The organism is Stenotrophomonas sp. YJH_SMC_58, assembly GCF_059369635.1.
Genome location: NZ_JCAFSW010000005.1, coordinates 104,238 through 118,324 on the forward strand (window position 1 = coordinate 104,238; position 14,087 = coordinate 118,324).

A 14,087-nucleotide genomic window follows, 5' to 3' on the forward strand; every position below is an offset into this window, starting at 1 on the left:
CCCCAAACTAATGCAGAACCAGGAGAAGTCCTTTGGCTGAAATCATCGTAGTCACCTCCGGCAAGGGCGGCGTGGGCAAGACCACTTCCAGCGCGAGCCTGGCCTGTGGCCTGGCGCGGCGCGGCAAGAAGGTGGCGGTGATCGACTTCGACGTCGGCCTGCGCAACCTCGACCTGATCATGGGGTGCGAACGCCGCGTGGTGTACGACTTCGTCAACGTCGTGCATGGCGAAGCCACCCTCAAGCAGGCCCTGATCAAGGACAAGCGCTTCGACAACCTGTATGTGTTGGCCGCCTCGCAGACCCGCGACAAGGACGCACTGACCCAGGAAGGCGTGGGCAAGGTCCTGAAGGACCTGGCCGCCGATGGCTTCGATTACATCATCTGCGACTCGCCGGCCGGCATCGAAAAGGGAGCATTCCTGGCGATGTACTTCGCCGACCGCGCCGTGGTGGTGGTGAACCCGGAAGTGTCCTCGGTGCGTGACTCCGACCGCATCATCGGCCTGCTGGACTCGAAGACCCACAAGGCCGAATCCGGCCAGAACGTGCCTGCCTTCCTGCTGCTGACCCGCTACACCCCGCTGCGCGTGGAAACCGGCGAGATGCTCAGCATCGCCGACGTCGAGGAAGTGCTGGGGCTGAAGGCCATCGGCGTGATCCCCGAATCGGGCGATGTGCTCAATGCCTCCAACAAGGGCGAACCGGTGATCCTGGATGTCGAATCCGCTGCCGGCCAGGCGTATGACGACGCCGTCGCGCGCATCCTCGGCGAAGATCGCCCGATGCGCTTCACCAGCGTCGAGAAGAAGGGCTTCTTCAGCAAGCTGTTCGGAGGGTAAGCATGGGCCTGTTCGATTTCCTCAAAGCGAAGAAGACCACCGCCGAAACCGCAAAGAACCGCCTGCAGATCATCATTGCGCAGGAACGCAGCCACCGCGGTGGCCCGGACTACCTGCCGCTGCTGCAGCGCGAGCTGCTGGAAGTGATCAAGAAGTACGTGAACATCGACGTCGATGCGGTGAAGGTCGACCTGGTGAAGGATGGCCAGCACGATGTGCTGGACATCTCCGTGGCGCTGCCTGAAGGCCCGGACAAACCCTGATGCCCCGCCCCGCCCGTGCCTGCATGGGCGGGGCCGCGTGACCTGCATGACCGATACGACAACCGCCGTGGACATCACCTGCGTGGGCGACATCGCCTTCGCCGACGCGCAGTGCCTGCTCGCCGCGCATGGCCTTCGCCTGCACCACGTGGCCGCAGGCGAACCGATTCCCGGCAGCTACTGGGGCGAGCCCGAGGCGGGCATCATCGCCAGCAATGTCTATGTGCGCGATGACACCCCGGTGCATTCGATGCTGCATGAAGCCTGCCACCTGATCGTACTGCCGCCGGAGCGGCGCGCGCAGGTGCACACCGACGCCACCGATTCGGTGGCCGAGGAAGATGCCACCTGCTACCTGCAGATCGTGCTGGCCGGGCGTTTGCCTGGTGTCGGCAGTGCGCGGTTGATGGCCGACATGGATGCCTGGGGGTACACGTATCGGCTGGGGTCGACACAGGCGTGGTTCGAGCAGGACGCCGAAGACGCGAAGGCGTGGTTGATCGAACGTGGGTTGCCGGTGGCGTAACGCATCGGTAGTGCCGGCCGCTGGCCGGCAACCTCATGAACCCGTGAAGCATTACCTGGTTGCCGGCCAGCGGCCGGCACTACCCCATCATCCCTGCCCTGCCAGCGCGCGCAGGGTGATGCCGACGATGTAAGCCAGGTACGTGCCGGTGGCGTAGCCCATCGTGCCCAGCAGCACGCCCACCGGCGCCAGTGCCGGATGGAACGCCGCGGCCACCACCGGCGCCGAGGCCGGTCCACCGATGTTCGACTGCGAACCGATGGCGAAATAGAAGAACGGCACCTTCAGCAGCTTGCCCAGGCACCACAGCAGCACGATGTGCACGGCAATCCAGATCAGGCCGAGCAGGAACAGCCACGGGCGGTCCAGCAGCGCCAGCAGATCCATCTGCATGCCGATGCAGGCGATCAGGAAGTACAGCAGCAGCGAGCCCAGGCGCGATGCGCCCGCGCCTTCCAGCGTGCGCGCACGGGTGAAGCTCAGGCTCAGGCCCAGCGTGGTCGACAGCACCACCACCCACACGAACGGCGCGTCCAGGCTGAACTGCGAGGCCCAGCTGACGTTGGCCTTGAACCATGCTGCCAGCGGCGCGCCGATGGCGTGCGAGAGGCCCACGCCGCCGAAGGCCACCGCCACGATCAGCATCAGGTCGGTGAGGCTGGGAATGCGCTCGTGTTCGGCCTGGAAGCGCGCGATGCGCTCCTTCAGTTCATCGATGGCCGAAGTATCGGCGCCACTGCGCGCGTCGATCTTCGCTGCCCGCCCCGCCAGGAAGATCAGTGCCGCCATCCACACGTAGCCGACACCGACATCGACCACCGCGAACTGGCCGAACGTGGTCGCATTGACGTCGAATACTTCGCGCATTGCCAGCATGTTGGCACCGCCACCGATCCAGCTGCCTGCCAATGCGGCCATGCCGGCCCAGGTGTCACCGGCCACGGTTTCCGGATGCAGCGCGCGCATCGCCAGGAACGCCACCACCGCACCGAGCATGATGCTGGCCGAGGCGCCCAGGTACATCAGCACCAGCTTCGGGCCCAGCCGCAGGATGCCCTTGATGTCCACCGCCAGGGTCAGCAGGATCAGCGCTGCCGGCAGCAGGATGTCGCGTGCGATCGGGTTGTAGAGCTTGGTGTTCTGCCCATCGATCAGGCCGACGGTGTTGTAGATGCCGGGAATCAGGTAGCACAGCAGCAGCGCCGGCACGAACGTGTAGAAGCGCTTCCACAGGCCCTGCTCGCGCGAGGCGGTCCAGAACACGGCGCCAAGGGTGGCGGCGATCAAACCGAAGACGACGATGTCGTTCTGGATCATGCAGGTGCTCTGGGTAGAGCCGGCCGCTGGCCGGCTGCTGTTGGCGGCGGATCATGAGGGTGTGCCGACCAACGGTCGGCCCCCACCGGTAAAGCAGATGGCGAAACAAAAGCGCCGCCCCGAAGGGCGGCGCTGCAGTCATCAGTTGCCGATGTGCTGCTTCAGCCAGGCATTGACGGTGTCATGCCACAGGATGCTGTTGTTCGGCTTCAGCACCCAGTGGTTTTCATCCGGGAAGTACAGGAACTTCGATTCGATGCCCTGACGCTGGGCAGCGGTGAACGCGGCCAGGCCCTGCTCGACCGGAATGCGGAAGTCCTGCTGGCCGTGGATGACCAGGATCGGCTTCTTCCAGTCCGCCACGTGGTTGACCGGGTTGAACTTCTCGTAGTTCGCGGCCTTCTGGTACGGCGTGCCGCCCTGCTCCCACTCGGTGAACCACAGCTCTTCGGTGGCGTAGCCCATCATGCGCTGGTCGAACACGCCGTCGTGGTTGACCAGGCACTTGAACGGGCTGTTCCAGTTGCCGGCGATCCAGTTGACCATGAAGCCGCCGTAGCTGGCGCCCAGCGCACAGGCCTTGTCACCGTTGAGGAAGGAGTACTTCTTCAGCGCCGCGTCCCAGCCCTTCTGCAGGTCTTCCAGCGGGCGGTCGCCCCAGTGCTGGCTGATCGCATCGGTGAAGGCCTGTCCGTAGCCGGTGGAACCGTGGAAGTCGATCATCACCACGGCGTAGCCCTGGCCCGCGTAGGTCTGCGGATTCCAACGGTAGCTCCAGCCATTGCCGAAGCTGCCCTGCGGGCCACCGTGGATCAGGAACGCGACCGGGTAGGACTTGCCTTCCTGGTAGTTGTGCGGCTTGACCACATAGCCATGCACGGTGTCGTTGTTCCAGCCCTTGAACTCGAACTGCTCGTAGTCGCCGAAGCTGACCTCCTTCAGCACCTCACCAGCGGCCGGGGTCAGCGCGCGCAGTTCGCCGATGGCCTCGCCCGCAGCCGGCAGCAGGCCGACCAGCACCTGGTCGTTGCTCTTCAGGCTGTTGCGGGTGATCGCCACGCTGTTGCCGGCCACATCCACCGAGGTCACGCTGCCGTCGCCGATCAGCTTGGTGGCCTTGCCGCTGGCCACGTCGATCTGGAACAGCGGGTGTTCGCCAAGGTCATCGGCCGTGGTGTAGATGCTGGCACCATCGGCGGACAGGGTGATGCCGCCCGCCGAGCGATCCCACTGCGGCGCAATTTCGCGGGTCTTGCCGCTGGCCAGGTCCATCGCCATCAGGCCGAAGCGGTCGGCCTCGAAGCCCGGGCGCTTCATCGCACGGTAGAACAGGGTCTTGCCGTCCGCACTGAACACAGGGCCGGCATCCCAGGCCGGGTTGGAGGCGGTCAGGTTGACCGGTGCCTGCTTGCCGGCGGCGTCGAAGCGGTACAGGTCGAAGTTGGTCGACCACGGCTCCTGCTTGCCGGCCACGCGGATGCTGGCCACCACGCTGGCGCCGTCCGGCGACCACGCGAAGTCATCATTGCCGCCGAACGGCTTGGACGGCGCATCACCATCGATGGTCGCGCTCAGCGCCGACGCGCCCTTGACCGCACCGGCCTTGGCCGTCGGCAGCGGAGCGACGAACAGGGTGTTGCGGCGACCGTCGTTCCAGGTGTCCCAGTGGCGCACGAACAGCGAATCCCACACCTGGCCGCTGGCCTTGGCGTCCTTCTTTTCCTTCAGTTTCTTCTCGGTGCAGGCCAGGTCCGAGGCACAGTCCTGGAACACGCCGGCGCTGAACAGCACGCGGTCGTCCTGCGGCGACACGTGGTAGCTGTCCACGTCGACCGGGAAATCGGTCAGCTGGCGCGGAGCACCGCCGCTGATCGGCTGCGCGTACAGCTGCTGGCTGCCGTTCCTGGCACTGAGGAAATACACGGTCTGGCCATCGGCCGACAGCGAAGCGGAATTGACGTTCCAGCCGGCCGGGGTGATCTGCTTCGGCGGCGCTGCATCGCGGGTGCGCAGGCTGCGCGCGAACAGCGCGGTGGAGGCCTTCAGGTTGGCATCGACGCTGCGCTTGGCGAACACCACGGTGCCACCGTCAGCGGTCAGCACCGGCGCGGAGACGCGGTCCATGGCCACCATGTCGCGGACTTCCAGGCCACGGGCAGCGGCGACGCTGGGCAGGGCGGCCAGCAGGCTCAGTGGCAGCAGGGCATGACGCAGTTTCATCGGGGTCTCCGCAGGACGGCAAAAAACCGATGGTAGGCCCGTGCGGCCGGGGCTGCCAAGGCCATCGGTCATGGCTGCAGACGGACAATCGCCAGAAACAGCAAACCCCGCCGAAGCGGGGTCTGCGGTAGTGCCGGCCGCTGGCGGCAGCCAAGGGTATCACGGGATTCCGGGATTGCCGGCCAGCGGCCGGCACTACCCGTTGAACCCAGGGGCAGAGCCCCCTTACGCCTTGGCGTACTTGCCGGTGCGGTAGATCAGCCAGCCGACCAGGAACAGCACGGCCAGGCCGATCCACTGCGCGCCCGGCAGGTGGAAAGGCACGGCCAGCACGTCGGCGCGGCTGCTGACCACGATCGGAATCGCGATGGCGATGCCCATCAGCGCTTCGCCGGTGATCAGGCCGGCGGCGAACAGCACGCCCGGCTTGTGCACGCGGTCGCGGCCTTCTTCGTCATCGGCGCGCACCTTGTGGAAGCGCTCGACCAGGTGGGCGATCAGGCCGCCGAGGAAGATCGGCACCATCAGTTCCAGCGGAAGGTAGATGCCGATGGCGGCGGCCAGCACCGGCACGCGGAAGCGGGCGTTGCGCGCCTTCAGCCAGCTGTCGAAGGCGATGATGGCGGCACCGACCACGGCACCGATGCCGATGAAGGTCCACGGCAGTTCACCACCGAACAGGCCCTTGGCCACCGAGGCCATCAGGTTGGCCTGCGGTGCGGCCAGCGCGTTCGGGTGCAGCTCGGACTTCACGCCGATGCCGTAGGCGGTGGCCAGCAGGTTCAGCACCGGGGCCATGATCAGCGCACACGAGAAGGCACCGATGCCCAGCATCAGCTGCTGCTTCCACGGGGTGGCGCCGACGATGTAGCCGGCCTTGAGGTCCTGCAGGTTGTCACCACCAACCGCAGCGGCGCAGCACACCACCGCGCCGATCATGATGGCGGCCACGGCGCCCAGCGGCGCGCCGCCGGCACCGACCGGCTTCAGGCCGTCGGCGCCCAGCAGCACGACCAGCACGGCCGAGGCGAACAGGATGGTGGAGATGGTGATGCCCGACACCGGGTTGTTGGACGAACCGATCAGGCCGGCCAGGTAGGCCGAGACCGAAACGAACAGGAAGCCGGCGACGATCATGATGAGGGTCATCGGGATCGACACGTGCCACTGGCCGACGATGGCCTGGTACAGGGCCAGCAGCGGCAGCACGAAGACCACCAAGGCCACCAGCATCCACTTCATCGGCAGGTCGCGCTCGGTGTGCGCCAGCACCGGGCCACCGCTCTTGCGGGCGGCGGCAAAGCCGCTCTTGACGCCGTTGAGCAGCGACTTGCGCAGCGAGATCAGGGTCCAGATGCCACCGATCAGCATCGCGCCGACACCCAGGTAGCGCATCTTCGCGCCCCAGATGGCGAACGCCGCCTCGGTGGACGAAGCCGCGGCAACCGACGCGGCCAGTGCCGGATCGGTGTTCATGAAGAACGCCTGGTAGATCGGAATGGCGATGTGCCAGGTCAGGATCGAACCGGACACCACCACGATGCCGACGTTGAGGCCGACGATGTAGCCCACGCCCAGCAGTGCCGGCGACAGGTTGGTACCGATGAAGGCGGTGACCTTGGAGCTGCCGACGTAGGCCGAAGTGGCCCAGGCATCCGGGATCAGGCGCATGCCGCTTTCCGCGGCCAGCTTGACGAAGGCACCGATCACCGCCGACAGGCCGAGGATCTTCAGGCCCGGGCCCGGATTCTCACCGGCCTTGAGCACTTCGGCCGCAGCCTTGCCTTCCGGGAACGGAAGCGGGTCTTCGACGATCATCGAACGACGCAGCGGCACCGAGAACAACACGCCCAGCAGGCCGCCGAGGCCGGCGATGCCGAGCACCCACCAGTACTTGAAGTCCGGCCAGTAGCCCATGATCACCAGCGCCGGGATGGTGAAGATCACACCGGCGGCGATCGACGAACCGGCCGAAGCGCCGGTCTGCACGATGTTGTTTTCAAGGATGGAGCCACCGCCCAGCAGGCGCAGCACGCCCATGGAAATCACCGCGGCGGGAATGGCGGTGGCGATGGTCAGGCCTGCGAACAGACCGAGGTAGGCGTTTGCGGCCGACAGCACCACCGCCAGCACGATGGCCAGGGCCACTGCGCGGAAGGTGAGCTGCTTGGGCGCAGCGTCGTGGTTCATGGAAGCCCCTGCTGGCAAAAAATCCCTTGCACGCTAGCGTTCAGGAGGCAGCAAGTCCAGTGCGGTTCGGGAGGGTTGCGGCCAGGTCGGCAGTGAGATAGTCGCTTCCAGCCAAACTCGGCCAACGCATCAAGCGCATGGGGCACATGCCGGAGGGCTGCCGGGCCTCGCGGTCTCTTTGTCCTGTAGGGGCCCGGCCAACCAGTACTGCAGCATTCCAGCCATCATCGTTTGAAGTGCCTCAACGCCCCGTGCATCGTGTTCATGATCTGAACCGATGACGCTGAGCCGCCCGATGAACAACCCACTGCGGATCCGCCCGATCAAATTACCGGTCGTGGCTGTCGTGACCCTGACCTGCCTGATGCCGCTTTGCGATTACGCATCTGCCTGGAGCCGCATTGGCGCAGTCGAGATCACCGACCACGCCGGCAAACCTTGTTTCGGACTACCCAGGAAGGAGCGCAAGCGTATCGGTAAAACTCCGGAGGTGTTTGGTGTGGAGGTGCATGACGCAATTACTCCACCGCTGCGGCGGCAATGGTCGTTCTACTTTGCCCATCCCGCATCAATCCCACTTCCACCCGGAGCCTGCGTGGTCTACGGAGAAGTGCCAGCCAACGCCATTTCAAGGCAGACGGCGATGCCGCTGCAGCCCGGACGCCTGTACGACGTTTCGCTGTCGGCCACCAGGACCGGCGCCACGCAACACCACAGCGCCCGATTCTGCTTGAAGGCCAACCCCGACGGGAGCCTGCGAGCGATCCAGGTCCACTACGACGAGGCGCTGGGCTGGAGCCCCTCGGTTTGCCTGCCCTGAGCCGACGCGCGCTCGTCGGAACCGCCCAGCACGCGCTGGAAAGACGCAATTGTTATGTTATATCCTGTCACGCCGACCGAACCTCGCACGTGGCCCCTTCCCCCACTACCCGCCTGGCCTCCATCGACCAGCTGCGCGGCACCGTGATGCTGTTGATGTTGCTCGACCACGTGCGCGAGACCTTCTTCCTGCAGCACCAGGTGAGCGACCCGATGGACGCGGCGACGGTCTCCCCCGCGCTGTTCGCCTGCCGTCTGCTGGCCCACCTGTGCGCACCCGTGTTCGTCCTGTTGACCGGCCTGTCGGCCTGGCTGTACGGCCAGCGCCAGGCGGATCCGCGCCGGGCCACGGCCGCGTTCCTGCTCAAGCGCGGGCTGTTCCTGGTCGTGCTGGAACTGACCCTGGTGAATTTCGCCTGGACCTTCCAGCTGCCGCCGGAAACCCTGTACCTGCAGGTGATCTGGGCCATCGGGCTGAGCATGATCGCGCTGGCCGGGCTGCTTTGGCTGCCACGCCCGGCCCTGCTGGTGCTGGCAATCGCGGTGGTGGCCGGGCACAACCTGTTCGACGGCTTGCGGGTGCAAGGCGATGGCCTGCTGGCGGTGCTGTGGAAAGTGCTGCACCAGCGCGACTGGATCGAGGCCGGCGCACTGCGCCTGCGCACCTCCTATCCGGTGCTGCCGTGGATCGGGGTGATCGCCCTGGGTTATCTGATGGGGCCCTGGTTCGCCCGCGAGCGCGCGCCGGCGCAGCGCCATCACTGGCTGCTGTGGGCAGGCGTCGGCGCGCTGGCCCTGTTCGCCTTACTGCGGTTCGCCAACGAGTACGGGGATGCTCCTTGGCAGTACCAGACCACAGCACTGCGCACCTGGCTGAGCATCCTCAACATCACCAAGTACCCGCCGTCATTGCAGTTCCTGCTGCTGACCCTGGGCGTGGGGTTGTTGCTGCTGCGCCTCTACGAATGGCCGCCACTGGCGCGTGCGCTGCGCCCGCTGGCCGATATCGGCGCCGCGCCGATGTTCTTCTACCTGCTGCACCTGTATGTGTTGAAGGCGCTGTACCTGGGCGCGCTGGCGGCCTGGGGGCCGACCCATGGCGAGTTGTATGCCCTGGATTCGGTCAGCGGCCTGCTGCTGGTGGCCTGTGCGCTGGCGGTGGTGCTGTACCCGCCGACCCGGGCATTCGCGCGGTTCAAGGCGCGAAGGCGTGACCTGCCGTGGTTGCGGTACCTGTGATCGCCCAGGCCAGTCCGGCAATCCACGCATGGCGTGGATCTACTGAAAGCGGATCGGGCCACAGGCCTATAATTCCGCGATGAATTCCACCGCTATCGCTTCCGACGACTTCCTGGGCCACCCCAAAGGCGTCTATGTCTGCTTCTTCACCGAAATGTGGGAGCGCTTCTCCTTCTACGGCATGAAGGCGCTGTTGCTGCTGTACCTGACCAAGTACCACCTGTTCGGCGACAAGGCCGGCCTGGACCTGCTCGGCGCCTACGGTGGCCTGGTGTACTGCATCCCTGTATTCGGCGGCATGCTGGCCGACCGCTGGCTGGGCATGCGCCGGGCCGTGCTGTTCGGCGGCATCCTGCTGGTACTCGGCCACCTCGGCATGGCCTTCGAAGGCCACGCTGCGTACCGGGTGAACGGCGAAGTGGTGCGCGACACCTCGGCACTGGCGGTGACCTACCTGTCGCTGGCGCTGATCATCATGGGCGTCGGTTTCCTGAAACCGAACATCTCCACCATTGTCGGCAAGCTGTACGCCAAGGACGATCCGCGCCGCGATTCGGGTTTCTCGCTGTTCTACGCCGGCATCAACCTGGGCGCGCTGTTCTCATCGCTGGTGTGCGGCTTCCTCGGCGAGGCCTACGGCTGGAAGTACGGTTTCGGTGCGGCCGGCATCGGCATGCTGGCCGGCCTGGCCATGTTCCTGTGGGGCCAGAAGTACCTGCAGGGCCACGCCGAGCCGCCGCAACCGGCGGCGTTGAAGCAGAAGGTGCTGGGCCTGCCGCGCGAATGGCTCATCTATCTGTGCGCAGTGCTCGGTGTGTTGCCGGTGGCGTGGCTGATGTGGGCGGCCGGCAACGGCGCGTTCGCGCTGGGCGGTGAAATCAGCCTGGCACTGATGTTGATGGTGGTGGTGCTGGGCGGCGTGCTGGTCTGGTTCGCCTGGTTCACCGGCAGCAAGTGCACGCCGGTACAGCGCCAGCAGATGATCGCGCTGATGGTGCTGATCTTCATGGCGCTGGTGTTCTTCACCATGTACGAGCAGTCCTACGGCTCGTGGGTGACCTTCACCGACCGGCTGCTGACCAAGGACATCGTGCCCTCGCTGGTGATCACCGGCGGTACGCCGCTGCCGTGGTCGATCCTCTCACTGCTGCTGGCACCGCTGGGCTTCGTGGTCAGCGCGCGGTTGTCCGAGCGTCGTCCGGGTTCGGCTGCGCCGCGCACGTTCTTCGCCGCCATCGTCGTGCTGATGCTGGTGCTGCTGGTGCGCGACTGCCTGGTGATTCCGCAGACCGCCGGCTCGCTGACCTATCTCGGCGGCCTGTTCCTGGTGCTGCTGGCACCGGCCTTCGCCGCACTGTGGACGTGGATGGACCGCCGCGGCTGGGAACCGGGCAAGCCGGTCAAATCAGCCTGGGGCCTGGTGATCGGCGCACTGTCGTTCGTGCCGCTGGCACTGGCCGCGCAGCAGGTGGGCGCTACCGGCGAGATGGCCAGCGTGTGGTGGCTGGTGCTGGCCTACTTCCTGCTGGCCAGTGGCGAGATGTGCCTGTCGCCGGTCGGCCTGTCGGCGGTGACCCAGTTGGCCGTGCCGCGGGTGATGAGCCTGATGATGGGCACCTGGTTCCTGGCCACCGCCTTCTCGGAGACGCTGGCCGCGCTGTTCGGCAAGCTGGCCGCGATCGAGGTGCCGGAAGGCGAATCGCTGGACATGGTGGCCGCCGCCGGTGCCTATGCGCACCTGTTCTGGCTGCTGATGTGGATCGGCCTGGGCTGTGCGCTGGCCGCTTTCATTGCCGCACCACTGTTGAAGAAGATGATGCACGGGGTGAAGTAAGCCCACGCACAGGCAGGAACCGGGGCGGCGGTTGGATCATCCGCTGCCCTTTGCGTTACGGCGCCCTGCCCTTGCCGTCCGCAGCCGCAGTCGTGGCGGTCTTGCCACCCAGGCTGCGCGACAGGAACGCCAGCAGCTTGCCGTAGTACTCGCTGCGATGGGCCTGGGTATAGAAGCCGTGCCCTTCGGTCTTGTAGTACAGGCTTTCCACCGGCGTACCGGCACGCTTGAGCGCCGCTTCCATGCGTTCGGTGTGCTGGATCGGGGCGCGCTTGTCCTGACCCCCGGCCGCCAGGAACACAGGCACCTTGATCCGCTCGGCCAGGTTGACCGGCGAGACCGCGCCCAGCGTGGCCGGATCACCCAGCCACTCGCGCAGGTAGCTCATTCCGGAATCGCGGTCCTGGATATCGCCGCCAGTAAACATCAGCGGCAGGTCGTAGACGCCCACATAGCCGGCCGCGCACTGGTACAGCCCCGGTTCGCGCGCGGCGCCCATCATCGCCGAGTAGGCGCCGTAGCTGGCACCGTAGATGCAGATGCGCCGGGTATCGGCGATGCCTTCGCTGATCGCCCAGCGCGTGGCGTCGGTCACGTCGTCCTGCATCGCGCGCCCCCACTGTTTGAGTGCTGCCCGGCTGTGCGCACGGCCGTAGTTGCCCGAGCCGCGGAAATTGATCTGCAGCACGGCGTAGCCGGCAGCGGCCAGCAACTGGTTCTCGTGGTCGAAACTGCCGTTGTCGAATATCCCGATCGGCCCACCATGCGGCACCACCACCATCGGCAGGTCACGGCCAGTGCTGCCATGCGGGACTGTCAGGAATCCATGGAGCTCCAGCCCGTCACGCGCCTTCAGCAGGACCGGCCGCACCGACGCAGTGGTCTCCGGATCAATCCATTCGCTGCGCGCCATCAGGAAGCGCGCCTGGTTGCGGTCGCGGTCGTAGAGGTAGAACTCGCCCGGATTGGAACCGGACCCGGTTTCCACCAGCAGCCGGCGACCGTCGCGGGTACTGGAGGTGATGAATACTGCATGCCCGGGGAAGGCCGCCTCCAGGCTGCGGTACAACCGTGCCTCGTCCGAGCTTTCGTCGAAGAACCGGGTATGCGGCGTGTTTCCCAGGAACAGCGCGCCGACCGGCACGGTGCTGCCCGGGCTGCGGATCAGTCGTGCCGGATCGACAACCTCATCGCGCAGCACGACCTTGCGCTCCTGCGTGGCCGGGTTCCAGCTGACGATGGCATCGGGGCCGCTGGCCTGCTCGCTGAGCAGGTAGGCCAGCTGGCCGTCGGCGGAAAAGCCCAGCGCCGCCTCGCTGCGACCACTCCGTTTCTCATCGTTGACCAGCGCCCAGTCGCCACTGTTGCGGTGGTAGAGCCGATGGACGTTGTCAGTACCGGCGCCCTGTACGAAACGTACGTCGCCGCGGGCATCCACCACATAGGAGGCACCCGGCATCGGCGCGCGGGCCAGCAGCCGCTGCTTGCCGCTTGCCAGTTCCAGCTGGGCCGCATAACCGTTGGCATCCAGCCGCGATCCGCCTACCGCGATGACCACGTGCGCATCGTCGCCAGGCAGGGCGTCACTGAGGAACGCCGCGGCCGACGTCCGGTACTTGGGCCGCACGCGCAGGCCAAGGTCGCGGTAGCCCACCAGTAGTTCCGGTCGTCCGGTGCGTGCATCCAGTGTCAGCAGCTCGCCGGTGGCCCACGGCGCGTCGCGGGTACCGAACTTCTGCGCCAGACCGAACATCACCTGATCGTTGTTGACCCAGTGCAGGCCGAAGACATGCGAATTGAGTGGTGGGCGCAGGTTGCCCACCGGCGTGTTGTCGTCAGTACGAAGGATGATCACAGCGGTGAAGCCGTCCGCAGGCACGGTCGCGGCCAGATAATCGCCCCCGGGAGACAGCATGACATCGCCGAACTTGTCCGCTCGCACATAGGCGCCCAGATCGATCGCAGCAGCGGTTCCACACCACAATCCCGCCACGATGATGGCGGCCAGCCAGCGCTTGTGCATCCTTCTCTCCCCCTGCCTGGACCCCTTGTCCCGGCTGGCCGATTCTAGGCAGGCCAGTGCCCGGCCCGCCAGTGGCGCACAAAAAACGACGGCACCGTTGCCGGTGCCGTCGTTACCACTACCTTGGAGAGAGAGTCAGGACGTGGGTTCGGGGGGCGTGCGCGGGGTCAGTGGACCCCGCGCACCGCCAATGTGAGGGCCAGGATGCTGAGGATCACCGCGATGGTGCCGTCGAGCACGCGCCAGGTGCTGGGCTTGGTGAACAGCGGCGCCAGCAGGCGCGCGCCCAGGCCCTGCGCGGTCAGCCACAGGCAACTGGCGGTGACCACACCGGCAGCGAAGGCCATGCGGGCGTTGCCGAAGTTCTCGGCGATCGAACCGATCACCATCATGTCCAGCCAGAAGTGCGGGTTGATCAGCGAGAAACCGACTGCGGCCATCAGCACCGCGCGGCGGCTGCCGTCGTCGCTGTCAGCCTCGCCCATGCCGCCGCCACCGGCGATCGCGCGGCGCGCCGACTTCATCGCGTACCAGGCCAGGAACGCCACGCCGGTCCACAGCACGGCGGTGGTCAGCCACGGCAGCGTCGAAGTGAGCGTGCGCAGGCCGGCCACGCTGGCAAAGATGAAGATCGCATCGATGGCCGCACAGGTGGCGACCACCGGCACGATGTGCTTGCGCAGGATGCCCTGGCGCAGGATGAAGGCGCTCTGGGCGCCGACCACGGCGAACAGGCCGATGCCGGTAGCTGCACCAGAGAACCAGGCACCGAGGCCGGTGCTGGCGGAGATGACCGAGAACATGGGATTCACTG

Annotated in this window: 11 protein-coding genes; 6 read left to right on the top strand and 5 right to left on the bottom strand. The window is 66.3% G+C overall.

Going from position 1 to position 14,087, the window contains the following annotated elements; genetic code table 11:
* The first annotated feature begins 32 nt into the window (after positions 1-32).
* The 3 genes from minD to AC5P68_RS08840 are packed head-to-tail and all read left to right on the top strand — an operon-like array spanning position 33 to position 1,631.
* A complete protein-coding gene (gene minD, locus AC5P68_RS08830; protein ID WP_005408533.1) occupies positions 33-842 on the top strand; it encodes a septum site-determining protein MinD in 810 nt (269 codons plus the stop codon).
* A gap of 2 nt (positions 843-844) precedes the next feature.
* Positions 845-1,105 carry a cell division topological specificity factor MinE gene (minE, locus tag AC5P68_RS08835; protein WP_005408532.1) on the top strand — a complete coding sequence of 87 codons (261 nt, stop codon included), beginning with the start codon at positions 845-847 and terminating at the stop codon, positions 1,103-1,105.
* 46 nt (positions 1,106-1,151) lie between these two features.
* Positions 1,152-1,631, top strand: coding sequence for a hypothetical protein (locus AC5P68_RS08840; RefSeq protein WP_049430359.1), 480 nt, complete (start codon positions 1,152-1,154; stop codon positions 1,629-1,631).
* 87 nt (positions 1,632-1,718) lie between these two features.
* Here the strand turns inward: AC5P68_RS08840 and AC5P68_RS08845 are convergent, their stop codons facing one another.
* From AC5P68_RS08845 to AC5P68_RS08855, 3 genes are all read right to left on the bottom strand, one after another.
* Complete coding sequence (locus tag AC5P68_RS08845) at positions 1,719-2,948, bottom strand: DUF819 family protein (protein ID WP_005408530.1); 1,230 nt, start codon at positions 2,946-2,948, stop codon at positions 1,719-1,721.
* 141 nt (positions 2,949-3,089) lie between these two features.
* Positions 3,090-5,168 carry an alpha/beta hydrolase family protein gene (locus tag AC5P68_RS08850; protein WP_049430360.1) on the bottom strand — a complete coding sequence of 693 codons (2,079 nt, stop codon included), beginning with the start codon at positions 5,166-5,168 and terminating at the stop codon, positions 3,090-3,092.
* 225 nt (positions 5,169-5,393) lie between these two features.
* Entirely contained in the window at positions 5,394-7,358 is a 1,965-nt protein-coding gene (locus AC5P68_RS08855) for an OPT family oligopeptide transporter (protein ID WP_005408528.1), read from the bottom strand.
* Positions 7,359-7,635: 277 nt separating this feature from the next.
* Between AC5P68_RS08855 and AC5P68_RS08860 the strand changes: the two genes are divergently transcribed.
* From AC5P68_RS08860 to AC5P68_RS08870, 3 genes are all read left to right on the top strand, one after another.
* Entirely contained in the window at positions 7,636-8,178 is a 543-nt protein-coding gene (locus AC5P68_RS08860) for a hypothetical protein (protein ID WP_224481830.1), read from the top strand.
* Positions 8,179-8,267: 89 nt separating this feature from the next.
* Positions 8,268-9,416 carry an acetyltransferase domain-containing protein gene (locus AC5P68_RS08865; RefSeq protein ID WP_033833345.1) on the top strand — a complete coding sequence of 383 codons (1,149 nt, stop codon included), beginning with the start codon at positions 8,268-8,270 and terminating at the stop codon, positions 9,414-9,416.
* Between the two features lie 79 nt (positions 9,417-9,495).
* Positions 9,496-11,250: a peptide MFS transporter gene (locus AC5P68_RS08870; protein WP_033833344.1), complete on the top strand. Its 1,755-nt coding sequence runs from the start codon at positions 9,496-9,498 to the stop codon at positions 11,248-11,250.
* Between the two features lie 55 nt (positions 11,251-11,305).
* Here AC5P68_RS08870 and AC5P68_RS08875 read toward each other — a convergent pair whose 3' ends face one another.
* Together AC5P68_RS08875 and AC5P68_RS08880 are read right to left on the bottom strand one after the other, a co-directional pair.
* Complete coding sequence (locus tag AC5P68_RS08875) at positions 11,306-13,273, bottom strand: alpha/beta hydrolase family protein (RefSeq protein ID WP_242899264.1); 1,968 nt, start codon at positions 13,271-13,273, stop codon at positions 11,306-11,308.
* Positions 13,274-13,440: 167 nt separating this feature from the next.
* A complete protein-coding gene (locus AC5P68_RS08880; RefSeq protein ID WP_033833342.1) occupies positions 13,441-14,076 on the bottom strand; it encodes a LysE/ArgO family amino acid transporter in 636 nt (211 codons plus the stop codon).
* Between the last annotated feature and the right edge of the window lie 11 nt (positions 14,077-14,087).

Bases quoted from the DNA above. Each gene is read 5' to 3' on its own strand.
- minE (WP_005408532.1), top strand. From the start codon at position 845: ATGGGCCTGTTCGATTTCCTCAAAGCGAAGAAGACCACCGCCGAAACC.
- AC5P68_RS08840 (WP_049430359.1), top strand. From the start codon at position 1,152: ATGACCGATACGACAACCGCCGTGGACATCACCTGCGTGGGCGACATC.
- AC5P68_RS08845 (WP_005408530.1), bottom strand. From the start codon at position 2,948: ATGATCCAGAACGACATCGTCGTCTTCGGTTTGATCGCCGCCACCCTT.
- AC5P68_RS08850 (WP_049430360.1), bottom strand. From the start codon at position 5,168: ATGAAACTGCGTCATGCCCTGCTGCCACTGAGCCTGCTGGCCGCCCTG.
- AC5P68_RS08855 (WP_005408528.1), bottom strand. From the start codon at position 7,358: ATGAACCACGACGCTGCGCCCAAGCAGCTCACCTTCCGCGCAGTGGCC.
- AC5P68_RS08860 (WP_224481830.1), top strand. From the start codon at position 7,636: ATGACGCTGAGCCGCCCGATGAACAACCCACTGCGGATCCGCCCGATC.
- AC5P68_RS08870 (WP_033833344.1), top strand. From the start codon at position 9,496: ATGAATTCCACCGCTATCGCTTCCGACGACTTCCTGGGCCACCCCAAA.
- AC5P68_RS08875 (WP_242899264.1), bottom strand. From the start codon at position 13,273: ATGCACAAGCGCTGGCTGGCCGCCATCATCGTGGCGGGATTGTGGTGT.
- AC5P68_RS08880 (WP_033833342.1), bottom strand. From the start codon at position 14,076: ATGTTCTCGGTCATCTCCGCCAGCACCGGCCTCGGTGCCTGGTTCTCT.